The organism is Chryseobacterium sp. D764, assembly GCF_019317325.1.
Taxonomy (GTDB): domain Bacteria; phylum Bacteroidota; class Bacteroidia; order Flavobacteriales; family Weeksellaceae; genus Chryseobacterium.
In genome coordinates, this window is the sequence record NZ_CP079219.1 from 234351 (window position 1) to 258399 (window position 24049).

At 37.2% G+C, this 24049-nt stretch carries 24 protein-coding genes; 15 read left to right on the forward strand and 9 right to left on the reverse strand.

Annotated features, from left to right (window positions below; translation table 11 throughout):
- Nucleotides 1–283: 283 nt before the first annotated feature.
- The 6 genes from KYG33_RS01060 (at nt 284) to KYG33_RS01085 (ending at nt 6190) form a co-directional block, all read left to right on the forward strand.
- Complete coding sequence (locus tag KYG33_RS01060) at nt 284–1576, forward strand: hypothetical protein (protein WP_180565602.1); 1293 nt, start codon at nt 284–286, stop codon at nt 1574–1576.
- Between the two features lie 76 nt (nt 1577–1652).
- Complete coding sequence (locus KYG33_RS01065) at nt 1653–2576, forward strand: T9SS-dependent choice-of-anchor J family protein (protein ID WP_077414665.1); 924 nt, start codon at nt 1653–1655, stop codon at nt 2574–2576.
- A gap of 178 nt (nt 2577–2754) precedes the next feature.
- The gene (locus KYG33_RS01070) at nt 2755–3498 is read left to right on the forward strand and encodes a hypothetical protein (protein ID WP_228408694.1); all 744 of its coding nucleotides are present in this window, start codon (nt 2755–2757) and stop codon (nt 3496–3498) included.
- Between the two features lie 6 nt (nt 3499–3504).
- On the forward strand, nt 3505–4845 hold the full coding sequence (locus KYG33_RS01075; protein WP_077414661.1) for a S41 family peptidase: 1341 nt from the start codon (nt 3505–3507) through the stop codon (nt 4843–4845).
- Nucleotides 4846–5118: 273 nt separating this feature from the next.
- A complete protein-coding gene (locus KYG33_RS01080) occupies nt 5119–5388 on the forward strand; it encodes a hypothetical protein (protein WP_077414659.1) in 270 nt (89 codons plus the stop codon).
- 79 nt (nt 5389–5467) lie between these two features.
- On the forward strand, nt 5468–6190 hold the full coding sequence (locus KYG33_RS01085) for a sterol desaturase family protein (RefSeq protein WP_180565604.1): 723 nt from the start codon (nt 5468–5470) through the stop codon (nt 6188–6190).
- A gap of 8 nt (nt 6191–6198) precedes the next feature.
- On the opposite strand, the gene KYG33_RS01090 is transcribed toward KYG33_RS01085, so the two are convergent.
- A complete protein-coding gene (locus KYG33_RS01090) occupies nt 6199–6621 on the reverse strand; it encodes a MarR family winged helix-turn-helix transcriptional regulator (protein WP_077414655.1) in 423 nt (140 codons plus the stop codon).
- Nucleotides 6622–6671: 50 nt separating this feature from the next.
- On the opposite strand from KYG33_RS01090, the gene KYG33_RS01095 reads away from it, so the two are divergent.
- Entirely contained in the window at nt 6672–8921 is a 2250-nt protein-coding gene (locus KYG33_RS01095; protein ID WP_219072512.1) for an ATP-binding cassette domain-containing protein, read from the forward strand.
- Between the two features lie 130 nt (nt 8922–9051).
- Here KYG33_RS01095 and KYG33_RS01100 read toward each other — a convergent pair whose 3' ends face one another.
- The 5 genes from KYG33_RS01100 to KYG33_RS01120 form a co-directional block, all read right to left on the reverse strand.
- Nucleotides 9052–10086, reverse strand: a complete 1035-nt coding sequence (locus KYG33_RS01100) for a phytase (protein WP_077414651.1) — start codon at nt 10084–10086, stop codon at nt 9052–9054.
- 7 nt (nt 10087–10093) lie between these two features.
- Entirely contained in the window at nt 10094–12904 is a 2811-nt protein-coding gene (locus KYG33_RS01105; RefSeq protein ID WP_077414649.1) for a TonB-dependent receptor, read from the reverse strand.
- A 305-nt stretch (nt 12905–13209) separates the two neighbouring features.
- On the reverse strand, nt 13210–13749 hold the full coding sequence (locus KYG33_RS01110) for a TetR/AcrR family transcriptional regulator (RefSeq protein ID WP_219072513.1): 540 nt from the start codon (nt 13747–13749) through the stop codon (nt 13210–13212).
- 63 nt (nt 13750–13812) lie between these two features.
- Nucleotides 13813–14526 carry a hypothetical protein gene (locus tag KYG33_RS01115; protein ID WP_219072514.1) on the reverse strand — a complete coding sequence of 238 codons (714 nt, stop codon included), beginning with the start codon at nt 14524–14526 and terminating at the stop codon, nt 13813–13815.
- Between the two features lie 126 nt (nt 14527–14652).
- On the reverse strand, nt 14653–15534 hold the full coding sequence (locus tag KYG33_RS01120; RefSeq protein WP_077414643.1) for a cupin-like domain-containing protein: 882 nt from the start codon (nt 15532–15534) through the stop codon (nt 14653–14655).
- Between the two features lie 234 nt (nt 15535–15768).
- On the opposite strand from KYG33_RS01120, the gene KYG33_RS01125 reads away from it, so the two are divergent.
- The 4 genes from KYG33_RS01125 to KYG33_RS01140 all read left to right on the forward strand — a co-directional run bounded on the left by KYG33_RS01125 (nt 15769) and on the right by KYG33_RS01140 (nt 19173).
- The gene (locus KYG33_RS01125; RefSeq protein ID WP_077414641.1) at nt 15769–17070 is read left to right on the forward strand and encodes an Ig-like domain-containing protein; all 1302 of its coding nucleotides are present in this window, start codon (nt 15769–15771) and stop codon (nt 17068–17070) included.
- A gap of 312 nt (nt 17071–17382) precedes the next feature.
- The gene (locus KYG33_RS01130) at nt 17383–18294 is read left to right on the forward strand and encodes a hypothetical protein (RefSeq protein WP_077414639.1); all 912 of its coding nucleotides are present in this window, start codon (nt 17383–17385) and stop codon (nt 18292–18294) included.
- Nucleotides 18281–18916 (forward strand): ATP-binding cassette domain-containing protein, encoded by a 636-nt coding sequence (locus KYG33_RS01135; protein ID WP_219072515.1) that lies wholly within the window; start codon nt 18281–18283, stop codon nt 18914–18916. Before KYG33_RS01130 ends, KYG33_RS01135 begins: the two co-directional genes overlap by 14 nt.
- A 92-nt stretch (nt 18917–19008) precedes the next feature.
- Nucleotides 19009–19173 carry a bacteriocin-like protein gene (locus KYG33_RS01140; protein ID WP_180565608.1) on the forward strand — a complete coding sequence of 55 codons (165 nt, stop codon included), beginning with the start codon at nt 19009–19011 and terminating at the stop codon, nt 19171–19173.
- 52 nt (nt 19174–19225) lie between these two features.
- On the opposite strand, the gene KYG33_RS01145 is transcribed toward KYG33_RS01140, so the two are convergent.
- Nucleotides 19226–20371 (reverse strand): MFS transporter, encoded by a 1146-nt coding sequence (locus KYG33_RS01145; RefSeq protein ID WP_257468882.1) that lies wholly within the window; start codon nt 20369–20371, stop codon nt 19226–19228.
- Nucleotides 20372–20478: 107 nt separating this feature from the next.
- On the opposite strand from KYG33_RS01145, the gene KYG33_RS01150 reads away from it, so the two are divergent.
- The 4 genes from KYG33_RS01150 (at nt 20479) to KYG33_RS01165 (ending at nt 23123) form a co-directional block, all read left to right on the forward strand.
- Nucleotides 20479–20835 carry a winged helix-turn-helix transcriptional regulator gene (locus KYG33_RS01150; RefSeq protein WP_077414633.1) on the forward strand — a complete coding sequence of 119 codons (357 nt, stop codon included), beginning with the start codon at nt 20479–20481 and terminating at the stop codon, nt 20833–20835.
- Between the two features lie 50 nt (nt 20836–20885).
- Nucleotides 20886–21881, forward strand: a complete 996-nt coding sequence (locus KYG33_RS01155) for an MsnO8 family LLM class oxidoreductase (RefSeq protein WP_077414631.1) — start codon at nt 20886–20888, stop codon at nt 21879–21881.
- Nucleotides 21882–21943: 62 nt separating this feature from the next.
- Nucleotides 21944–22507, forward strand: a complete 564-nt coding sequence (locus KYG33_RS01160) for an AAA family ATPase (RefSeq protein WP_077414629.1) — start codon at nt 21944–21946, stop codon at nt 22505–22507.
- A gap of 52 nt (nt 22508–22559) precedes the next feature.
- Complete coding sequence (locus KYG33_RS01165) at nt 22560–23123, forward strand: DUF6624 domain-containing protein (RefSeq protein ID WP_180565611.1); 564 nt, start codon at nt 22560–22562, stop codon at nt 23121–23123.
- A 76-nt stretch (nt 23124–23199) separates the two neighbouring features.
- Here the strand turns inward: KYG33_RS01165 and KYG33_RS01170 are convergent, their stop codons facing one another.
- Nucleotides 23200–23544, reverse strand: a complete 345-nt coding sequence (locus KYG33_RS01170) for a YciI family protein (protein WP_077414625.1) — start codon at nt 23542–23544, stop codon at nt 23200–23202.
- Between the two features lie 136 nt (nt 23545–23680).
- Entirely contained in the window at nt 23681–24016 is a 336-nt protein-coding gene (locus tag KYG33_RS01175) for a nuclear transport factor 2 family protein (protein ID WP_077414623.1), read from the reverse strand.
- Nucleotides 24017–24049 lie beyond the last annotated feature (33 nt).

Consider the following 24049-nt stretch of genomic DNA (forward strand, 5'->3'; position numbering starts at 1 on the left):
AAAAGAGCTCAGGATAGCACCGTACAGGTTTCGGTAACCTGATCAAAGACTGGAAGAATACTGATGAAGCGCACAGCAGTACCGGTTCAGAAAAAAACCGAGCGTTAATGGCTTTTCCCAGGTATTAACGGTTTCTATGGGAACTTCCCCAATGCAGCTCCTCCTGCAGTGACGGATGAATTCTAAAAACCAAATCGAAGGAATAGAGAGGCAGATATTCCTGAATATTAAAAAACTGATCTGGTATAAAATAACACGACCGGATTTATTAAAAATTATAACAATGAAAAGACTAACTCTAATTGCAGTGGCAGCATTATCTCTTACAGCTTGTCAAAACGATCAACTGGCGGATTCATCATCTCCATTCGAAATGAAATCTACTTCTGCTGAGTACCTTACAGCTTCGGCTCTTCCGGTAACCAGCGTAAGTGGTGCTATTACTACAAATACTACATGGAGCGGTGTAGTTGAATTAGATGGAGTTGTAACCGTAAAAAATGGTGCTACATTAACAATCCAGCCGGGTACATTCATTAAAGCTAAACCAAACACAAGCAATACTGCTACAGGAGTTTTGGTAATTGCTAAAACAGGAAAAATCAATGCAGCAGGTACTGAAGCACAGCCAATCATCTTCACAAGCTACAAATTGCTGGACGGAAATGAAGATACAACTGCTGCTCCTGGTGATTTCGGAGGAGTTATCATATTAGGAGATGCTCCTACCAACACTCCTTTCACAAAAACAATTGAAGGATTATCTGGTCCTGATTTCTATTACGGAGGTACTAATGCTTCTCACAACGGAGGAACATTGAAGTATGTACGTATTGAGTTTGCAGGATTCGATCTTTTAGCTCCAAACTCAGGAAACGAAATCAACGGACTTACTTTAGGAGGAGTAGGAAACGGAACTACTCTAGATCATATTCAGGTATCTTTCGGAAAAGATGACTCTTTTGAATTCTTCGGTGGTACTGTAAACGCTTCAAACCTTGTTTCTTTCGCTGCGGATGATGATAACTTCGATTTTGATAACGGATATACAGGAACTATTACTTGTGCTCTTGCTTTGGCAGATTACAACTCTACACACAGTCTTAGCGGATCAAGCCCGGATTCTAACGGTATTGAGCTTGATAACAACGCAGACGGTTCTTCTACATCATTGTTGACTCACCCGGTTATCAACAACCTTACGATCGTTGGTTCTAAGAACTCTACTAAAGGTGCTTTGTATGAAAACGGTATCCACATCAGAAGACACGGAAGATTAACATTAAATAACGCTGTGGTTACAGGTTACCCTGTGGGTATTAAAGTAGAAGGTACAGGTTCTGAACTTTCTTCAGCTTCAGCATACAACACAATCCAGATCCACGGATTTACTACTTCAGTTACAGGTACAGGAACAGCAGGAATCCCTGCATCTAACCTGGCGACTGGTACTCCTGCATCTCTATGGGGTATGAGCCAGCCTTTCTTCAACGAAGGTGGTTGGAATGTATCTCCAAGAAACTGTGGAAACTTCCAGGGACTTTGGACAAAATACAATTTCTCAATTGTAGAATAATAAAAACTTTAAAAAAGCAGGGAACAGCACATGCTGATTCCTTGCTTTTACTTCAAAAACCTTAATAATCAGCATTATGAAAAAAATAATTTTATCATCTGTTCTGTTTTTATCTCACATGGCTGCAGCACAGTCTCTGGTATGGGGAAATTCTTTTGATACTCCTGCTGACCTTCAGGGATGGACTTTCCATGATTTGAACAACAATAGCAACGGATGGGTACAGGGGCAGAATATCTATCACAACGGAACATCCTTAGCATATGGAACTGCCGGCGTTCTTCGTCACTCTATCAGTTTGGTTCCAAGTGGAAGTGTTACAGGATTTGGGGCAGAAAATGACTGGATTATTTCTCCTCAGATTGATCTTACCAATACTGCAGGAACTGTTACTCTGGCTGCCTATATCGGGAGACAGAGATCTACTCATACTATTGTTGCCAGAGAACTTTTTATCTATGTAAGCACACCACAGAAAGAAGTTCCTACATTATCAGATTTTCAGGCAATGACCGTAGATGCAAGTGGAAATGATGTTCAGAGTATTTATAAAATACAGGTAGGTGACTCAGCCAATCCCTTTCCGGCTGATCTTACCCAGTTTGTAGAATCCCTTGTAGATCTTTCTGCTTTTGCAGGGAAGAAAATCTATATCGGAATGTGGTCAAACAGAAAAGCAAGCGGAAATAATGTCCAGAATATCAATATTGATGAAATGGGAATCTACGCTACTTCATTTTTGGGAACTAAGGATGTAAAAAGAAACAAAATTGTAACACAAATAGCAGAAAATCCGGTAAAAGAATCTCTACAGCTGCAGCTTAATCCGGCATTGAAAGAAAATATGACGGCGGTAAACATTTACAACGCAGCAGGACAAAAAGTACTTACCGCTCAGTATTCTAAAGCGATCAATACAACAGGGCTTACATCTGGAGCTTATATAGCAGAAATTACAGATGGAAAGACTACGGAAAGGTTGAAGTTTATTAAAAAATAACCCTTCTTCTCTTAGAAACTGATTTTAGAAACACCATGAATTTTTAATATAAGATAATGGATAGTATTTGATAAAGACTATCCAGAACATATCCAACTAGTTTTTTTATAATTATATATTGCCCTGCTCTCGGGTAGGGCAATATTTTTAAGTTTTACAATGAAATAATTGAAGAAAGATGAACAGAATCTTTGCATTACTACTATTATTTACTGTACTGTTTTCATGCACAGACAACAACACGATGGAGTTGTATGATAAGGTACAGAAACCTGGAGAGGTTAACATCAAAGGATTTTCCAAGCCTGATGTCCTTCAGTTGAGGTTGAATGGAGCACCTGTATCCATTGACGGAAAAACGTCTTATACCAATAAAATAGAAACGCAGCTTCAGTTTGTCCTGGATCAGGGTGAAACCAATAAGCTGTCTGTATATAATAATGAAACAGGTACCGAAATTGCAAAATACAATATTACTTATGACAATATAAATGATTATAAAAACTTATACTTTTTCAATCTTCCGGGGATTTATCTGCAGACTTATGCGGTAAAACCTCAGGTTAATCTTGGAAAAGTAGGGTTTGAATTTATTTTCCCTAATCTTGGCGAATTTTCCGGAACCACCCTGAAAGATGTGAAAGGCGTTCTGAAAAGAGAAAATGGAGTGGTGCTGGCAGAATTTGACAACATTGGGAAAGACAATTTTACCGCAGTGAAAATCTATAGTTTTTTCAGTTCTGCAGCTCCGGTATACCTGGAATTGTACAAACCCGGAACTACGGTGCCTTATTCCGGATCTAAAATGATTCAGGTAAAATTGAAACAGCACACAGGGGCAAACATGATTGTTCTTCAGGAAAAAATGGAAAATGGAGAATGGGTGGTAAAAGGAGATATTGATGTCGCAGAATATCTGTAATTGCGTATGAAAAATTTTTTTAAACTTCAATGCATTGCCATCGCAGTCTTTCTCATTTCGTGTACGAATAATAATGACGAAAGCGCACCTGTTTTTCCGGAAGGAAGTACAGAATCTGTGAATCTCTGGGTTCAGGACAGTATGAAACGGTACTATTATTGGGCAGATCAGATGCCTGCAAAACCAGATTACCGCCTTCCCGTAAAAGATTTTTTTAAAAGTCTGCTTTCTTCCCAGGATCGGTTTTCTTTCATGGTCAATACTGAAGATTCTTCTACCTATCCACGTTCCATAAGGAATATGTACGGTTTTGATTATACCGTTGCCAAGCTTGCCAATAACCAGGTTGTTACAATCGTTAAGCTGGTTCTTCAAAATTCTCCGGCTTTCAATGCGGGGCTGGAACGGGGAATGATTATGACCAAAATCAATGGAAAAGTTATTACAGCAGCGAATGCAGAATCAATGGCCGCATCTATTAAAGACCAGACCGTTGTAGACCTCACCGTAGGAAAATGGCAGAATGGAGCGGTTGCTGATGAAAAAAATATTACAGTTTACTATGGCTTCTCTTTTGAACAGCCCATTTTATCTAAAGTTTTTGAGAAAAATGGTAAAAAAGCAGGATACCTGTATATCTACGATTTCCCAGACGAAATGACACAAACTCTGAACCAGAAGTTTGCAGAATTTAAGGCTGCCGGAGTACAGGAACTCATTCTTGATCTCCGCTACAACTATGGAGGTTCGGTGTCCTCTGCCGCGGCTCTTTGCTCACTGATTCCTTCAGGGCTGTCGTCTGGTTCGCCATTCATTATTTTTAAAGGAAATAAAAACGGAGGAGAAGTAAAAAGAACATTTGCCCAGCAGATCGCTTATGATCCCAAAGCTCTTGATTTTACTACTTTACGTGCCAATGCATTGGGACTACAGAAAGTATTTATTCTCACATCCAACAGTACAGCATCTGCAGCAGAAATTGTCATCAACAATCTGAAGCCGTATATGCAGGTTATTCAGATCGGGGATACTACGCTGGGTAAAGATATGGCTGGATTTGTAGTGGAAGATAAGCGGAAACCGAGAAAAATTTCCTGGCAGATTCATCCGGTAATTTATAAAGTATTTAATGCCAGCGGAACCGGAGAATACAGCAATGGAATTTCTCCACAGGTCATGATCAACGAATATGCCGGGCTGCCACTATTACCGTTGGGCGATCCTAATGAAACTCTTATTTCTTCTGCCCTTAACGGAGGCTATTTCAAATCTGCAGCTCAGGAAAAGACCGGAAGCGTAAAAATTCTATATCAGAGTGATGTACCTCCGGTGATGATGGAAAAATAGAATTTGGATTGAAAAGACAAAGAAAGAAAATGAATGTCAATATTTTAAACCATTAAGAAGTTTGAAGAAATAAAGTATAGTTAAGATCAATCATTCTGATCTTAAGTTAAAGCGAAGCTTGATCTTAATAATCTTAACACCTTAATACAATCTTAATGGGGCAAGAAAAATTAAAAGGTTTATTTAACTAATAAAAAATAATATATCGAATAGTAAAAGGATAAAATCTTTTGCCCTTTTACCTATTCAGGAACACCATAAAATCACAAAATCATGCAGGGAATAGAACCGAAACTTCACATGAACCTGACCAGCCGTATTGAATATTACCGGCTGTTGATAGAAGCTGCAGAAGATCCTGAAAGCCAGCCTTCGGATGTAGCGACGCAGATTTCAGAGCTGGGTCATCTGTATGAAGAATATCTGCTTAATAAAAAGAATCTGGAGAACAGCATCAAAAACTATCGGCAGTATCATAATGATTTACGGAAAAACCTTACCGTAAGACTTCGGGAACTTAGAAGAAAAGCAAGACAGAAATAATACCTGAAATTTACTTTATCAGCTGATTTTACAATGAAATTCTTACCTTTATGACATCAAGCTGAAGGATGACAGGTTTATGAATTTTAATCACACAGAACTTTCCGGTTATTTGCATCTATTATGGCAGTTTTCCTGGCCGCAGTGGATCATATTCAGCCTTATCATTAACGGTTTTCTGTACCTGTTTTCTATAGGATTATATGTTTTCATTGAAAAGACTTGCCGTAAAAGTCAGCTGCAGGAAAAAAACCATCCCGTCACAAGATCCGACTTCTATCTCAGTCTCTTTACCATAATCTGTAACAGTTTTGTTATGCTGCTGGGAGTTTTCTTATGGAAAAACGGATGGATTGTACTTGGAGAAACTCAATCGGTAGTCAGGATCATAGCAGAAGTTGCAGCTTTGCTTCTTTTGATGGATCTTCTGATGTATTTCTTTCATTATGGAGCCCATTTGCCTTTTATCTACAAAATACTGCATAGAAAACATCACGAGCATGTAAGTACCAATTTTCTGAGTCTTTTTGTTCTGCATCCTTTTGAAACAATTGGATTTGGATTGATGATGCTTGCTTTGCTTATTGGATATGATTTTTCTGTAATTTCTATTTCCATTTATCTTATGCTGAACCTTATCTGGGGAACCATAGGGCATCTGAACAGAGAGTTTTTTCCGGCCTCATTTGACCGCTTGCTGGTAGGAACAACAAGATTTCATAATCAACATCATTTGGATGAAAGCAAAAACTTTGGATTTTATACTTCCATCTGGGACAGGGTATTTGGAACCTATAAGTAGGAAAAGTATTATAATTTTACATGATTCAGCACTTTGCTTAGCAGGTAATTGAAATTTTTCAGTTCTTTAGAAGTCAGTATAGAAGCCGTCTGTCCGGTAATATTTTTACGGAAAGTTTCCGAATTTTCTATAATAAACCTTCCCTTATCCGTTACTGAAAGATTGAATTTCCGATGATCTGTTTCTTCCTGTTTCTTAATAATCAAATCATTGCTGATCAGAAATTTCAACTGCTTCGAGATGGCTGCCTGGCTGATATTAAATGCTGTTGAAATTTCCCTTCCTGTGGCTGTTTCTTTTCTTAAAATAAATTCAATGATATTATAATGAGCAGCCGTTACTCCATTGATATTTCCCCGGTTCATATGAGCCAGAATAAGACATTGGAAATTTGTAAATGTGTTAAAAAATTCTTTTTCAATGGGTTTCATGATAAATATACTTAACTTAGTTAATTATTAACAAAGTTAAGTATTTTAAAATGGAAAATATAGAAATTACCAATGCCCGGCAAAATAATCTCAAAAATATTTCCATAAAAATTCCAAAATATAAGATCGTGGTTTTTACGGGAGTATCAGGATCCGGGAAATCTTCATTGGTTTTTGAAACCATTGGAGCAGAAGCTCAAAGGCAGATTAATGAGACCCAGAACAGTTTTATCAGAAACCGTCTGCAGCATTATGGTCTGCCTGACGTAGATAAAATTGAAAACCTGAATGTTCCTATCATCATCAATCAAAAGCGGTTAGGAGGAAATGCCAGATCTACCGTGGGGACGGCAGCTGATGTGTCTGCTTCCTTAAGGCTGCTATTTTCGAGAATGGGAAAACCCTTTGTAGGATATTCCAACGTTTTTTCATTTAATCATCCGCAGGGAATGTGCCCGGAATGTGAGGGGCTGGGTTTTGTTCAGATCCTGGACGTGAATGCTTTAATTGATCGTGAAAAATCTTTACATGAAGGTGCAATCCGTTTTCCGACCTTCCAGCCGGGTGGATGGCGTTTAACAAGATATACTTTGTCCGGCTATTTTGATAATGATAAAAAGCTGAAAGATTTTACTGAAAAAGAATGGGAGATTCTGCTGCACGCACCTGAACATAAGCCTAAGCATCCACATAAAGAATGGGGGAAAACTGTAAAATACGAAGGAATTGTTCCAAGAATAGAAAAAGCGTTCCTGAAAAAAGATTCTAAAGAAAACATCACAAGAAAAGATGCACTGAAGAATATTGTCATCACAAAAACCTGTCCCTCATGTGAAGGAAAACGGTTGAATGAAAAAATACTGTCCTGTAAGATCAAAGGAAAAAGTATTGCAGATTGTATGGCACTTTCCGTGGATGAACTGCTTGAGTTTGTTACTTCGCTGGATTCAAAACCATATGAAGTTATCATCAAAGAACTTTCAGCAAAACTCCAGAATATGATGACCATCGGGTTGCAGTATCTGACTCTTGACAGGAGTACCAACACCCTTTCCGGAGGAGAGTCTCAACGTATAAAAATGGTGCGGAGTCTTGGAAACAGTCTGATAGATCTTTTATATATTTTTGATGAGCCCAGTATCGGTCTTCATCCAAAAGATCTCCAGAATATTATCACCATTATACAGCAGATCAGGGATAAAGGAAATTCTGTCTTGATTGTAGAACATGATCCGGACCTGATAAAAATGGCAGACCATATTATTGATATAGGCCCGGGTTCAGGAAGAAATGGAGGAGAAATAATATATGAAGGGACATTTAAAAACTTAAAGGCCTCAACTGGCAAAACAGGTTCTTATTTTGCAAGGAAACCGTTTATAAAGCAAAAATTCAGAAAGCCTGATGGCTATCTGGAAATTAAAAGTGCCAACAGGTACAATCTTAAAAATGTGACTGTAAGTATTCCGACCGGAGTAATGACAGTTGTAACTGGCGTTGCAGGATCCGGTAAAAGTACGCTTATTAATCGTATTCTGCCAGAGCTTTATCCTGATGTGACCATTATTGATCAATCTTTATTTGCTGCAAGCGCTCGTTCCAATTTGCTTACGTATCTGGGGATATCAGATATTGTGCGCAGGCTTTTTGCACAATCTAATCATGTTTCAGACAAGCTGTTCAGCAGAAATAGCGAAGGAGCCTGTAAAAACTGCAAAGGATTGGGAACAGAAAAGATTGATCTTGCTTTTATGGATGATATTGTGCAGCCTTGTGAGGTTTGCGGAGGTTCAGGATTTGATCCTGATGTGCTGCAATACAGATACAATGGAAAAACAATTGTGGAAGTTATGAATATGACAGTTTCTGAAACAGTTTCTTTTTTTAAAGAAGAACCTGTTCTCAAAAATTTTGACCTGCTGATACAACTGGGACTTGACTATCTGACTCTTGGACAAAGGCTGGATAGCTTTTCCGGAGGTGAAAGACAGCGCCTGAAACTGACAAGAGAGCTGAAAAACACCAATCAGATCATTATTCTTGACGAGCCGAGTACAGGGCTGCATCCAAGTGATACACAAAAACTGTTGACTTTTTTTAACGGTCTTGTAGATCAGAATAATACGCTGATTGTCATAGAACATAATCTTGATATTATTGCACAGGCAGACTGGATTATTGATATGGGGCCAGGTGCCGGAAAATTTGGAGGGAAAGTCTTATTTGAGGGTACTCCGCCGGAGCTGTTGAAGAACAAAATGTCATTCACCGCAGAGTTTCTGAAGAAACATATTCAGTAAGATAAAATAATGAAGAGTATTAAGTTGAACTGTATTGTCATTGCGAACCAAAGGTGAAGCAATCTCATAAATGCGGTTCAACTTAATACTCTTAAAACCTTATCGGCCTTAATGGTTTAAAGGTTAATTTTTATTTAGTGGCTTTCACAGCAGATTGAATAGCTTTCTCAACCATTCTCCAATCATAAAAATGAAATACTCTGCCATTACTCATCGCAACGAAAACTCCTTTAGGAAATTTGGGTCCTAAATTAACATTTGTCACCTCAGAACCATCACTTTCCAGCGTAGAAACGGGAATTTCGGCAATTTTTCCTTTAGACTGATCCTCTCTCAGATATACATTGAATGTATCATTCTGCTGATTCGAAACAAGAATATATCCTTTTCCTTGAGAAGTAGGATAGATTGAAATTCCTTCCACATCAGATTTAAAATCTCCTTTCCCGAAAACCGATAATTCTTCATTCCCTTTGGCCGGATCTGCATAATATTTGTGAACGCCAAACTGTTCATCAGAATAATAAATATAGCCCATTTCATCATCTACAGCAATACTTTCAATCTCTTTCAGCCCGCTGTATTTCCCGAATTTACGAACAACTTCTCCTGTTATAAAACCGCCCTTTTCAATCAGTTTATATTGCCAGAGGTATCCGTCATCCGGACCTGATTTTCTTCCCACAACAGCAAATATTTCTTCTGTCTGCGGATTTTTATAGAGAGAAATTCCCATCGGATCACGTTCAGATTCTCCATCAAATACAGAGATTTCTCCAATTTCTTTCAGCTCAGGAAGCGTATATAACTTTACTTTGTTGGTTTCCCTTTCCGTTACAGCGGCGATATCTGTTTTTTTGCCATTTAGTATAAAACCATATTCCAGATCAACGTTATTGGGACGTTTCAATCCCGAAACCTTATTGATAATTTTTCCGTTAAGGTCAAAAGCATACAATCCTCCGTCGGTATCTTTATCGGTTCCTATGATGATGCTTTTTGAGGCATCCTGTGGATTAATCCATATGGCGGGATCATCAGTATCATGAACCACTGTTTCTGTAATAACAGCTGGTTTTAATTTTTCCGCTAAATCTTTCTGCCCTGTACAGTTGATCACAAAAGGAAGAACTGAAAGAGCCAATATATAATGTATATTTTTCATGTGTATTTTAAAAATCAAATTTTACCCCCATTGTAAATCTTGGCCTGTAATATTCAGCCTGAGCGGTTCTGCTCTGGATTCCCTGGTAATACCTTAACGGCTGATTCGTCAGATTATTGGCTTCTGCAAAAACTCTGAGCTGGCTTGTAATCTTGTAGGAAGCATTGGCATCGAGGAAAAACTGTTTGTCATAATAACGGTCGTCAAAGGCTTTTCCTCCCAGTTCATCAATATAATGAGACGCATAGTTCATGGAAACTCTTGCTGAAAAACGTTTATTTTCCCACGAAAGAGATCCGTTGAACATATGAGGAGCAGCGCCGGGAAACCCTACATCTGTTCTCTCAGTGCCTTCTTCATTGGTGATTCCTTTTGCTTTGGATTTGGTGTAAGTATAGTTTACATAAACTCCAAGTCCTTTCCAGAAAGCGCCTGGAATAAAGTCAAGCTGTCTTTGTAAAGCCACTTCAAACCCATAAATATCTACATTGTCACCATTACGCTGCTGGGTAAACTTCCAGTTGCTTTCTCCCGCAGGAATTGGGTTGGACTGTCCTGCAAAATCATTCGCGAAATCATTCGCAGTATAATTTCTTTGGGAATACGTATAAATAAAATTATTCAGGTTTTTATAAAAAATACCTCCGGAAAGTATCCCTACAGACTTAAAATACTTTTCTGCCATAAAATCAAAATTATAGGCATAGGTTGCTTTTAAGTTTGGATTTCCGGCTGCTACGATCTCGTCTTCTGAAATAACATTAAGGTAAGGAACCAGTGAGTAATAATTGGGGCGTGCCAGAGCTGTGGTAAATGCTGCACGAAGCACAAGATCCTGCACCGGAACATATTTGAAGGAAATATTCGGAAGTACATTGGTGTATGTATTCGTATTATTGATTTGTCCTACCAGGTCCTTTTCATTCATCACATAGTTTCCGGTGTAATCAATATTGGTCGTTTCAACACGCGCTCCAACGATCATGGATAATTTATCATTGAAATCCTGATCCCAACGGATATAGCCTGCATAGATCTGCTCCTTCGCATTGTAGTTGCTTGAAAGATATTTTTCAGGCTTTAATTTACCATTAAACAAAGTTGGATTGAATAAATCCAGCCCTCCAAGGAAAGAAGGGTCAACGAATGTTCCCGGAACGTAATTTCCCGGCTGGAAGTTCTGACCATCAAGATTTATTGTCGGAACAGATAAAAGGCTTCCCATAGTGTTGACCGGAGTAAAGGCGTAGAAGTCATTCTCTCTTTCTTTTTTCTTCAAACGCATGCGGAAACCGGTACGAAGACGTCCTTTCTGGCCATCAATCACTGAAAATGGAAAACGTACATTCACTTTTGCTCCCAGTTCCTTTTCCTGTGTAAAGTTATTGGCATCGGAAAGATCACTCAATTTATAACTTCCTAAATTATCTGCAGCAAGGAGATTGAACATCGGTTTTTCAGGATTACTAAGGTCAGGAGAGAAATTCATTTTGCTGTTTTCAAACTCTATATAACGCTGGTGAGGCTTATCTTCACTGGCGATTGCATAGTTGACAGACCAGTCAAGATCTACCTTGGAACCTAATAAATGTTCTCCTCTTAAAGCATAGTTCTGAACTTTCTGTTTTTCAAGACGGGTATTGTCATTATCAGCATCACCGCCTTTATTCTGTCTTGTGATACTTCCTTTCCAGTCTGTAATCTCAGTTTCATCGGCGTTATAGACCGGTTTTATTTTATACCCTAATGCCAGTCTGGTTTCCTTATCATTTCTGAAATTATACATTGCAGAAGCGTAGATCTTGTTTTTGGAATTGAATTCATAATCCATATTAAGATCAAAACTGTGTCTGATACGGTGTTCATTATAATAACGTACACCCATTTTGCTTACATAAACAGTCTGTGCAAGATCGTTCGCCTGGCTCCATACCGGTTCTATATTATCCGAACCGAAATTGTTGTTGTTATAGGAAAAACTGAATACAGCCCCTAGTTTTTTATCCAAAAACCGGTTTCCATAGACAAAACCGGCGGTATAATTTCCTTTTTCGCGGATTGGATTGTATCCTCCGGCAACGGTTGCAGAAATTCTTTGTCCATTCGGGGAAGCTCTGGTAATAAGATTGACGGAACCTCCGATGGCATCAGCGTCCATATCTGGAGTCAGGGTTTTATTAACCTCAATCGTAGAGATCATATCAGAAGGGATCAGGTCCATCTGGACATTGCGGTTATCTCCTTCAGCAGAGGGAATTCTGTCACCATTCAGGGTAACGGAGTTAAGATTGGGAGCCAGTCCTCTGATAATAAGATTTCTGGCTTCTCCCTGATCATTTTGTATGGTAACTCCCGGAACACGCTTCAAAGCATCCCCGATATTGGCATCAGGAAAACGCCCGATCTGATCAGAAGAAATTACATTGGTAATATTGGCGTTGTTTTTTTGCTTGTTTAAAGCTCTTGCCTGATTTTTTAAAGTAGCTCCTGATACTACAACTTCTGCAATAGAGGTTTCTTTTTTATCGAAAATAATATTCTGGCGGGTGTTTTTCTCACTTTCAACTGTAACGTTATATTCATGAACACCATACCCAAGATAATCAATTTTCATGGTATAACTCCCCGGAGGAACGTTCAGGAAAACAAAGTTTCCGTGTTCATCTGAAGTGGTATAAATATTCCCCGGACTTAGAGAGATTTTAGCTCCCGGCAGGGCTATTTTCGAATCGTCATTAATGTTTCCGGAAAGAGATCCGGTTTGCGCATAGAAAAAAATAGAGGCACAAAATAAAACAGATGTAAAAATTTTCTTCACTTTTCCTTTTTTAGATAAAAATCACAGCAAAATTAAACGTCTGTTTGGGAAAAGTGTTGAAGAGAAAATTAACTGTTTCTTAAGAATTGTTAATATAGATGATTTTGTAAAAGATAAAAGATATTGTTGTTAAAGTTCAGACAAAAAATAAGATAGATATAGATTCCTCGGAATGATAAACTGTATGGATATACTAAGCGTATATAACTGATGAAATAATTATGAATACTATACAAATACACGCGCACATTGTCATTCCGTAGGAATCCAAATAATGCATTTAATTTTTTTGAAATTTGACCTTTTTAAGATTTTGAAATATTAAGTATTTCCTGCACGATAATTTTAGATTTCTCTATCAATTCATTGGATCTATAGAGCTGGCTGGTAAGTATAGAGCTTTCAAAAAGAAGATAGATATGGGCGGATGTAATATCGTTTTGGATGTCTTTATTGAAGCATTCTCTCAGTTTATTTTTATGATATCGGATTACCTTGTGAATCTCTTCCTTATCGGCAGGGATTTCAGATAAAATATTCAGGAAACTGCATCCTCTGAAGTCTTCTCTTTTATTCATGTAAATCAGGAAATCAAAGGACTTTTGGAATTTTTCCTGCAGTGTTTCTGCTTCCGATGTAAATTTTTTAAGTTCAGACACCCAGTAATCATATCTTTTATTGAGAAATTCAATGCAAAGTTCCTCCTTAGATTTAAAATGATGGTAGAAACTTGCTTTTGAAACGCCAGCTTCATCAATAACCTGGTTGATGCCTGTATTGTTGTAACCTTGCTTATGGAAGAGAACCATTGCTGTATTTAGTATCCTTTCGCGAGGTTTGGGCATCGTATAAAATTTTTACAAATGTAAAAAATAAACAGACTGGTAGGTTTGAAAATAAAATTATTTTTAAATAAACCCTGTGGCATAATATAGCTGAATAACAAAGAAAAGTACGGTAAAAAACCATACGATATAAGGATGATAGGTGAAGTTATTTTTCAGAATATAATGCAACGCTTTGAAAAGCTTGAAAATTCCGATAATTCCAATGATAATAAAAACCAGAAAGACCAGAAAGAACAGGTATTCTCTTGTACCATAGTTAATTATCTTGCCCATATTTTGTATATAAGCATCTACATTCATAGTTTGCCCAAGAAACATTGCCGAACTGATTAATATAAAAAAAGGAGTGGAGGTATACACCGTTGTATAAATAAAAGAAAATAATAACGTTCGGAAGGTGACTGTATTCACTTTTTCTTTTTTGTACCATAACAAAGCAACAGTGAATATGACTGCGGTAATATTATTCATCAAAAAAATAAAGAGCGCTTTTTCTACCATGCTTAACCCTTTGATTTTTGAAATAATATTGTGCTCACCACCATAATCCATTAAAAGTACGGAGACAATCACGGAAGTATACACTGAAAGTTTGATAGGAGAGAGATAGTCGCGAAAACGTTCTGTCTCCTCTTTTTCCATCTCGTGTACGGAAAGATCATAGCAGCGGCGGGGATCCTGAAACAACTTAAAAATGGTTACGGGAACCAACAATATTTCAATAATAATCTGCAGGCACAGCTTTTCAAAACTATCAATCAACTTTTCAAACATATAGAAGGATATTAAGGGAACGTTTTTGCAATTTAATCAATTTTTGTATTACATCTTAAAACATAATAAAATAGTGGATGACTTAAGATAAATCATCCACTATTTTATGGTATAAAAACGTTCTTATTATTTAGGAAGTCCTCTTTTTAATGCATTATTGGCTATTTCTACCGCTTTTCTTTCTTTCCAGTCCATATATCTTTTTTTGTATCGGCCTTTCATGAAATTATCAAAATTACGCTGAACAGCAAGATTCCAAAGAGAATGTGCTTTTACAGCCCAGCTTTTGTCCCATGCACGCAGGGAAATAGAGAAAGATCCATCCAGATATTTCATCCAGTGCCACCAGCCGGTAGGCATGAATAAAGTATCTCCGTGTTCCAGGAAGCATTCGATTCCTTCAATACCATCCAATGCCGGGAATTTTTCAAAATCAGGATTGGAAATATCATAATCTTCCAGTGCATAGGTAGCATACGGAAGTTTATAAAGTCTGGATTTCCACTTGTATTCAAATAAAAGAACATGTTTTCTTCCATTGAAGTGAGTGTGGAAAATATGAGGCATGTCTATATCATAATGAAGGAAAGTTACAGAACCTTTACCTCCGAAAAACATACTCGGATATTTATCTAAAAACCCACCCATAAGATTCTTTGGCGGAACATAATCGTCCAAAAGTTTCGGAGCAAATTTTATAGGGTCAAAGAAAAAGATTCTCAGATCAGTAGGTTCTCTCTGAATAAGGTCTACATAATCACTGAAAGGCATTTTCGTAGTCGGAGTATTGATAGGAGCGGCAGGATCTGCTTTGGAACTGTCGTAAAGGGGAACTTCAACGTCGCCAACCACTTCTTTCATATACTCCATTGTCCACTTTTGGTAGGCAGGCCATTTTCTTGCCATATTTCTGATTACCACTGGCTTACATGGCTTTAGATATTTTTCACGGAAATCTTCTTGTGAAATATCATCTACAATATCAATTGGTTTAAGGATTATTCCCATTCGTTCAAATTATTAAGCTAAAGTATTAAATATTTGCGACAATAAAACGGAAAGAAATAAAATTATTTGGAATTAATATAAATAAATGATAAAATACATATTTCTGTCTTTTTTTTAGAGTTATTGTGTTAGATTTTTAGTTCAAATAGTTTTAAAATATACTGTGTTTATGCTGTAAAATGATCGTTGTGAAATAGAATAATTGTATGTATTATTGTGACATTAAAAACAGCCATGAAAACTTTCACTACGATTATTTTTTCGCTTGTATTTGCAAGTGCCTTTTCACAAAAATCAGCTAAAATTTTCACTTCAGATATTGACAATTTTTGGGTTGCCTATGACAGCATTCAAAAAACAAACGATCATACCCAAAAACTGACCCTGATTAAAGAATTATATATCGATAAAGGAACAGCAGGCTTAAAAGCTTTTATGAAAGCCAGAGACTATAATGATACTGTGTTTATAAACATTATTGATAAGTATCCTAAATTCTGGAATTCGATCAGACCAAATACTCTGACTATAAAAACTAAAACAAATGAGCTGGAAGCCAGTGTTATCCGGCTGAAGGAGATCTATCCGGATCTTAAAGAAGCTGAAATGTATTTTACGATAGGTGGACTTAATTCCGGGGGGACAGTGAGTGGAAATAAGGTATTGGTGGGTGCTGAACTGGCAACAGGGCTTCCGTCTACAGATGTTTCAGAATTTGAGGAAGACTGGCTGAAAACCGTATTTGGCCAACAATCTCTGGATAATATCGTCTCTTTAAATGTTCATGAATATATCCATACCCAGCAGATCGGAGACCGTAGAAGAGTTTTGAATAAATCTATAAAAGAAGGATCGTGCGATCTGATTGCTGAACTGGTGATGAATAAACCACTGGAAAGGAAATATCTCTCTTATGGAAATGCTCATGCAGCTGAGGTTAAAGATCTCTTTAAAAAAGAAATGTTTACCGGTAATTTTACAAACTGGCTTTATAATGGAAGAAAGAAGGGAGAAAGTGCCGATCTGGGATATTATGTAGGATATGAAATCTCTAAATCTTATTACCGGAATGCAAAAGATAAAAAACAGGCTGTAAAAGATATTATTGAGCTGAATTATGACAACGATAAAGCTGTTGAAGACTTCCTCACCAGATCAAAATTTTTCAAAGAAAAAATTGATAAACAAAAGCTGATCAAAGAATATGAAAAAAATTTACCCTATGTTGTAAAAACAGAACCTGCAAACGGGTCCGTAAATGTAAGTGCTGACACAAAAGAAATAAGAATTACCTTTTCAAAAGAAATGGTTCCCAAAAGCTATTCCTTCAATCTTTCCGATAAAGGAAAAGAGTATTTTCCAATTACCAAAATAATAGGAATGGAAAATAATGACAGAACATTGGTTCTTTCAGCAGATCTGAAACCGGGTAAGGAGTATGAATTTGTGCTGACGAACAAAAGTTTCGCTTCTAAAGACGGGTATCCCCTGAGAGATGAAACACTTCTTGTAAAATTTAAAACAAGGGATAAATAGTTTGATCATTATGAATGATAACCAGCTTTTATATCTAGCTTCAATAGTTTGTTTCTTTCTTATTATTCTAACCTTCAGGCATAGCCGGAAGTTTGGCGGTGTCAATATGCTCCTGTTCTGCTTATACAATTCAATATTATATTATCATTTAATTTATGATAGCAGTGGAGGAGCAGGTCTTGTATGGTGGTTTTGCCTGCTTGTTGTATCAGGATGTCATATGCTGGCACTTTTGATTTACTTTGTAATAACAACTATTATCAAAGACAACAGGTTACGAAAAAATAAGGATTAAAAGATAACTGTAAAACCTTGAAGAAATTATTCAATCATTTAAAATTCAGATTTCATCAAAGTTTCAGACTGCTCAATCTGAACCCAAGAACAGGTATACCTGTGCTGATTATTCTGGGAGTTCTTGTCATCATGAAGCTGCCTGAAAGCTATTATTACCCGCCTTTATTTTTTATACTGGCATTGCTGTTTCATTACGAAAGAAAAGATATTCCTTTCCTTAAAAAAGTCTTTGTCAAAAGCTGGCGTTGGATTATTGTATTGGAAACGGTATTCATTTACAGTATTTTGTTATGCGGAAATATTCATTACATATTTGAGAAAACCGCATTACTTTCATTGCCGATGTTTGCCTTACTGGCCTTTATCACTCCAAGAACCCAGCCATGGATCACATTTCAGTGGAACTTTATTCCGGATGATTTATTTGAATGGAAAAGCTTTCTGAGAAAAAATACCTTGCTGGCAGTTTGGGGATTGGTTATTCTCTGGTGTTCAGCTTATCACTTTGTGGCTCTGGTTCTTACAGGAGTTTTTGCACTGGATTATATCTCACATCTTTACGAACCTAATGAAAATAAAGAAATGCTGGAGATGTATTTTAAAAAATATACTTTAAAAGAGAAACTCAGAAGGAATTCTCTGCTTTTCAATGCTTTGTTGTTACCAACATACGCTATGTTTCTGATTCTGAACCCTGCTGAAAGTTTATATATACTTTATTATTTTGCTTTTATGAACCTGTATTGTATGCTGATTCTGACCAGAAAATATAAGCAGTACCATCATAAAGAAAAGAGTAATTACTACACTATAGGTGTTTTTATTGAGTATACAATATCCAGTATAATCATTATCCCGGCGGTATTTATATTGAAAAATAATATAAAAGAAGCTTCTCAAAATATTAAAACCTATGTTGGAGATTAAAAATATACATGTTCATTTTAAAAATCAAAATGTTTTAAACGATCTGAATCTTTTTATAGAAGAAGGCTGCATATTGGGACTGCTTGGGAAAAATGGGGCGGGAAAGACTACTTTGTTTGAATCCCTGTACCAAAGTATACCATTCTCCGGAGAGATCAGCTGGAGAAATGAGCGGTTGAAACGGGAAATGATTTCTTACCTGGAAACCGAAAACTATTTTTACCCTTACATTACGGGAGAAGAATATCTTGCTTATTTCACTTCAAAAAAAGAAGTTGAAATTAAAGAGACTATTGAAAAATTCAATCTTCCGATGAAAAAATATGTGCAGTATTATTCCAGCGGAATGAAGAAAAAGCTGGCCCTTATCGGAATGCTGATGCTGGATAAGCCTATTAATATCCTTGACGAGCCATTCAATGGAGTAGATTTTGAAGGAGTTCACATCCTTTATGGTATCATCAGACAGCTGAAATCCGAAAACAAAGTAGTTATCGTGAGTTCCCATATTATTGAAACTCTTTTTCATACCTGTGATAAAATTGCTTTTCTACAAAACGGCAATATTGAAAAGATATATGAAAAGGAAGAATTCAGCCAATTGAATGTACTTAAATCCTAGATCGTTTTTTTAATACTATTTAACATTAGAAGAAAGAATTCTTAAGGATTTTTTTTATTAAATTGCCTTTTCAAACTAATAACTTATTTATTATGAAAAATCTAAAGAAAATCGCGAGACAAAGTTTAAAAACAATCACAGGAGGTCGCCCACCTGCAGAAAGTGAGTGTATAGCATGTGGCTGTCCTACATCAACATGTTATTATAAAAATGGAAATGGCGGCGGCGGTGGTTGTGCCGATATCAGATGTGCATGATCATTTTTCTATAAAAAACCTTCCGGAGTACGGAAGGTTTATTTTTACGTTATTATGGCTTGTTTTCTTCATACTTCTTTTTGATAAACAACATCATAACTGCCAGAAATAATGCTGTAATACTTGACCATGTTATGTTTTCTATACCAAAACGGGCAATCCAGAATCCTCCAAATAAAGTACCTGCGGTTACGGCAAAGTTTCCACACGAAGTAAAAACACTATTCATAAACTCCGAAGAATCTGAAACAGAAGAAGTGACATTGATATTGCTGATCAGAAAACCTCCCGAATGTACCATTCCCCAGCACCCGATAATCCATATCATAGGTATAAAATAGGTTCCAGAATATCCCATCAGCAGATGAATTCCTGATAATAGAATTAAAAACAGGAGAGTAGTCTGAAATGGAAATCTGCTCATGTATTTTCCTGCAATTTTATTTCCTGCAATTCCCACTGTTCCAAATAAAAAAAGCATGAGGCTTATCTGTTTGCCATTCATTCCGGTGACCTTTTTGAAGAAATCTGCCATATAACCATACGTAGAGTACATGGCTGTAATGGTGAAAAATGCAAGGAGAAGCCCGATCCATAAATGGGTATTGTAAAATATTTTAACAGAAAAACCTATTGAAGGCTTGTTTGTATGTTGAATAGGCGGTAAGCAGATCCATACACCAGCCAGTGCAATTCCATTAATAAAAGCGGTAAGCAAAAAGGAAGACTGCCAGGAAAAGAGATCAGACATAAAAGTTGCCAGTGGAACACCCATTACCGTTGCCAGAGTAAGCCCCGAAAAAATAATGCTAACAGTCCTGGATTTCTCTGTAGGATCTGAGGTTTCTCCGGCCATAGATAAAGCAATCGACCAGTAAACTGGATGAAAGAACGCGGGAATCATTCTGACTACAAGGAGCATATAAAAATTGGTGATGTACGCAGACAGAATATTGGCAGCAACGAAAATAAATAATGAAGAAATCAATAGATTTTTTCTTTTGAAGGTAGATAATGCCATCAGCATAAAAGGGCCGAAAACAGCAACGATCAACGCAAAAGCACTCAGCAGCCATCCCGCTTTTTCAATGGAGACCCGGAACGTTGAAGCTATTTCAGGCAATACCCCTATAACACCAAATTCTGTGGTTGTGATTCCGAAAACACCAAGTGCCAGTACATACAGATTTCTGTTCATTTTCATTATTTTTTTGCAAATTTGCAGAATAGACTATCAGAAAACTATATACTTACCTTTTAGTTCTATACTTACCTTTTTGAAAGTGTAAATAAAAAACGATTATTATGCCTCAATTTTTCCACGATAAAAGACTGTATTATACGCCTATTGAATTTGCATTAAGTCATATTGGAGGAACCTGGAAAATGCCGATTCTATGGAGATTACAGGAAAAACCTCTTCGTTTCAGTGAGCTTAAAAAAGATATTCCTCATATTACAGATAAAATGCTGACCAGCCAGCTGCGAGAACTGGAAGCTAAAGACATGATTCATCGTGAAGTATTCCCCGTAGTGCCGCCGAAAGTGGAATACAGCCTCACGGAGAAAGGGAAAAAAGCCATTCCGGTTATTGAGACCATTATGCAGTACGGCTATGATCTGATTAAGGATGAAGGCATTGTTTTTCCGCCTAAAGAATAAAAAAATATATTGTCTTTTTTCATACCTTCACATAAAATCTATTCTATAGTATGAAGCTGAAATTAGGGATCTTGGACCAGTCACCTGTAACAATGGGTGGCAGTGCAGCCTCCGCATTGAAAAACAGTATCAACCTTGCTTTACTGGCTGAAGAAACAGGCTTTCATAGTGTCATGTATGCCGAACATCATGGAGTAGAAGCTTATGGGAGTTCCAGTCCTGAACTTTTAGCAGCAATTATACTAAGTAAAACCAACCGTATCAAAATAGGAACCGCCGGAATTATGATGCGGAATTATTCTGCCTATAAAATTGCGGAATGGGCCAAAATGCTGTCCACTCTGTATCCTGAACGCTTTATTCTCGGATTGGGAAAAGCTCCCGGAGGATTGAAAGATGCTGTTATGGCACTCAATAATCATAAGCCGGTAGTGTTATCAAACATGGAAACGAAACTCGAAGAGATCATTCAATTGATCAGAGAGGAAGAAGGATCTTATGACGGACTTATTGCGCAACCTACCCATGTGCAGCACATTCCTGAAATCATGTGGCTGGGATCAGGAATGACTTCGGCAAAAGAAGCGGCTAAACATGGGACAGGATATTCCTTCGCTGCTTTTATGAACAGTGAGAACGGGATGGAAAATACAGAAGCTTATCTCAAAGAATTTGATGGTACTCAATATTTTTCCCAGCCTTCTCTGCAGGTGGCAGTTGCTGTATCGGTAGCAGATACAATTGAAGAAGCCAGACGGAATGCTTATGGAATGGCCTACCAGTTTTTACAATCCCGCCAGTTAGTCAGTCCCAATGCTGTTCTTTCTCCTGAAGTCGTAGAGCAAAAGATTTTGGGAACTAAAGATGAAGATGAGTTTTTTACCTTTTTAGAGAGAATTATTATAGAAACACCGCAGTCTGTGGCGCAGAGATTGCAGCAGATTTCAGAAAAATACAATACGGATAATCTTTTGATATTGAGTAATATGTATAAGGAGGGAGATCGTATTTATACCTATAAAAATATCATTAAAAATAATAATTAAGCCCTGTAAGAAAGCCAAAATTTCTGTTTTACTGGGGCTGTATTTAAACATAATTCGAATGCATGAAGCAGGATATTTCAAAATTATATATCATTACGGGCGGTCCCGGAGCTGGAAAAACAACGGTGCTGGATGAATTAAATAAATATGGATTGACAGCAGTCCCTGAAGAAGGCAGGAGAATTATAAAAGAACAGATTGAGTCCGGAGGAGAAGGGCTTCCCTGGCTGAACAAAGAACTTTTTGCCAGTCTGATGTTTGAAGAATCGGTAAAAACCTATCTGGAAATAAACCAAGCGCCCCATTTGAAACCTGTTTTCTTTGACCGCGGAATATGGGACACGCTGGGTTATATGAGGCTTGAAAATATTCCTGTTCCGGAATTAATGACAGCAAGAGCCAGAGAAATGGTTTATAATAACAATGTTTTCATTTTTCCTCCATGGAAAGAGATTTACGAAAATGACCCGGAGAGAAAACAGACCATTGAAAAAGCCATCCTCACTTTTGAATGTATGAAAGAGATTTATGAGGAGTACGGCTTCAATATCATTGAAGTACCGAAAGTTACTGTAGAAAAGAGAGCCCGTTTTATCCTTGACAGAGTTCTGATAAAACTGAAATGAGTAGACTCAGCTGAGGTACATCCTTTATCACCAATCAATTATCATTAATAATATGGACAATTTCTTATTTGAAAAAGAACTGATCGAACTTGCTGATAAAGATCTCACTGTAAGAGAAGAGCTGCTCGCTGCCGGAAAACTGTCCGGAGTTTACCATCCTGAAATGGAAAAGGTTCATAAAGCTAATGCACTGCGGCTCCGGGAAATTATAACTGAGATCGGATTTCCAACGCTCTCAAAAGTAGGTGAAAAAGGAAGCAATGCCGCATGGCTGATTATCCAGCACGCTATTGGTGAGCCAGAGTTTATGAAAGAATGCTGTATTATGATGGAAGAAAACAGCAGTGATATTAATCCGATACATAAAGCTTATTTATATGACCGGATTCAGTTCTTTCAAAGTAAACCTCAAAAATATGGAACACAGCTGACGGCCGAAGGAATAATATATCCCGTAGAAAACAAAGAAAATTTAAACAAAGAACGCGAAAAAGTAAACCTTCCGGTATTGCCTGAGATAGAAATCAACAAAATTCCGGAACCTGAGGACATTCCGGAAATAGATGATAAAAATGTTGAATATACAGTGTGGAGAAAAAAAGTAGGCTGGATTTAAAAAGATTGCAGAATGAAGAAAGGGATTTTATACGTAAACTATAATAACTTCCAACTCCCATCTTCCTGCTTCCATCTTATTGACCCACTTTCAAAACCTCACGCACTTCAATATTCCCTCCGATTTTAAAGATAGGATTGCCCTTAGCCATTTCTACCGCTTCATCAATAGAGTCTGCCCGTACAATAATATACCCGCTGATAAATTCTTTGATTTCGGTATAAGGACCATCCGTTACAATATTATCCGCCTTTACCGTTTTTGCAGCTCCCGGTGCGGGCAAAAGAGTATTTCCCTTATCTACAAGCTTGTTTTGGGCAGCGATACTTCCCAGCCAATTCAGACGCTCCCGGATCTGTTCCGGAGAAGGCTTAAAATCAGAAATATCTTTCAGTCTGAAAATTAATGCAAATTCTTTCATAAGCAGATTCTTTATTTAAATGACGATTAAGACATAAAAATAGGGACAGCGTTTTAATTTTATTTTAAATCTGCCCTTTGGTTTTTGCTCAAATGTCATACAATCAGGTGCCGTATTTCCAGGATATTCAAGATTTTTACTTGTCCAATAAAGGTCTGGGATCAAACAGTACTTTTAAGGTATGAATCTTCCCCTCTTTAATTTGATACCATCCGGAAGCTTCTATCGCTTTTTCTCCCATATCAATAGTATACCAGAAACATACATCTTCACCAGACGTGAAAGCTTTCAGAATTGTATACTTAAACTTCATTTGCTTCATATCTTTGATATAAACCGAAGCATTATCCCTTTTTCCCAATACTCCGATAAATTTAAAATCAGGATCAAGACAGCTTTCCGCCTTGTCAAAATTTTCTTCATTTAAATACTGAATAAACTGTTCTGCCACATTTTGGGTTGCATTGTCCATAAATATTGTTTTTATTGTTGAATGCAAAATTAA

Bases quoted from the DNA above. Each gene is read 5' to 3' on its own strand.
- KYG33_RS01075 (WP_077414661.1), top strand. From the start codon at position 3,505: ATGAAAAATTTTTTTAAACTTCAATGCATTGCCATCGCAGTCTTTCTC.
- KYG33_RS01135 (WP_219072515.1), top strand. From the start codon at position 18,281: ATGTTGGAGATTAAAAATATACATGTTCATTTTAAAAATCAAAATGTT.
- KYG33_RS01060 (WP_180565602.1), top strand. From the start codon at position 284: ATGAAAAGACTAACTCTAATTGCAGTGGCAGCATTATCTCTTACAGCT.
- KYG33_RS01110 (WP_219072513.1), bottom strand. From the start codon at position 13,749: ATGCCCAAACCTCGCGAAAGGATACTAAATACAGCAATGGTTCTCTTC.
- KYG33_RS01150 (WP_077414633.1), top strand. From the start codon at position 20,479: ATGCCTCAATTTTTCCACGATAAAAGACTGTATTATACGCCTATTGAA.
- KYG33_RS01140 (WP_180565608.1), top strand. From the start codon at position 19,009: ATGAAAAATCTAAAGAAAATCGCGAGACAAAGTTTAAAAACAATCACA.
- KYG33_RS01145 (WP_257468882.1), bottom strand. From the start codon at position 20,371: ATGAACAGAAATCTGTATGTACTGGCACTTGGTGTTTTCGGAATCACA.
- KYG33_RS01175 (WP_077414623.1), bottom strand. From the start codon at position 24,016: ATGGACAATGCAACCCAAAATGTGGCAGAACAGTTTATTCAGTATTTA.
- KYG33_RS01085 (WP_180565604.1), top strand. From the start codon at position 5,468: ATGAATTTTAATCACACAGAACTTTCCGGTTATTTGCATCTATTATGG.
- KYG33_RS01095 (WP_219072512.1), top strand. From the start codon at position 6,672: ATGGAAAATATAGAAATTACCAATGCCCGGCAAAATAATCTCAAAAAT.
- KYG33_RS01165 (WP_180565611.1), top strand. From the start codon at position 22,560: ATGGACAATTTCTTATTTGAAAAAGAACTGATCGAACTTGCTGATAAA.
- KYG33_RS01070 (WP_228408694.1), top strand. From the start codon at position 2,755: ATGAACAGAATCTTTGCATTACTACTATTATTTACTGTACTGTTTTCA.
- KYG33_RS01155 (WP_077414631.1), top strand. From the start codon at position 20,886: ATGAAGCTGAAATTAGGGATCTTGGACCAGTCACCTGTAACAATGGGT.
- KYG33_RS01080 (WP_077414659.1), top strand. From the start codon at position 5,119: ATGCAGGGAATAGAACCGAAACTTCACATGAACCTGACCAGCCGTATT.
- KYG33_RS01065 (WP_077414665.1), top strand. From the start codon at position 1,653: ATGAAAAAAATAATTTTATCATCTGTTCTGTTTTTATCTCACATGGCT.
- KYG33_RS01090 (WP_077414655.1), bottom strand. From the start codon at position 6,621: ATGAAACCCATTGAAAAAGAATTTTTTAACACATTTACAAATTTCCAA.
- KYG33_RS01125 (WP_077414641.1), top strand. From the start codon at position 15,769: ATGAAAACTTTCACTACGATTATTTTTTCGCTTGTATTTGCAAGTGCC.
- KYG33_RS01170 (WP_077414625.1), bottom strand. From the start codon at position 23,544: ATGAAAGAATTTGCATTAATTTTCAGACTGAAAGATATTTCTGATTTT.
- KYG33_RS01160 (WP_077414629.1), top strand. From the start codon at position 21,944: ATGAAGCAGGATATTTCAAAATTATATATCATTACGGGCGGTCCCGGA.
- KYG33_RS01115 (WP_219072514.1), bottom strand. From the start codon at position 14,526: ATGTTTGAAAAGTTGATTGATAGTTTTGAAAAGCTGTGCCTGCAGATT.
- KYG33_RS01100 (WP_077414651.1), bottom strand. From the start codon at position 10,086: ATGAAAAATATACATTATATATTGGCTCTTTCAGTTCTTCCTTTTGTG.
- KYG33_RS01120 (WP_077414643.1), bottom strand. From the start codon at position 15,534: ATGGGAATAATCCTTAAACCAATTGATATTGTAGATGATATTTCACAA.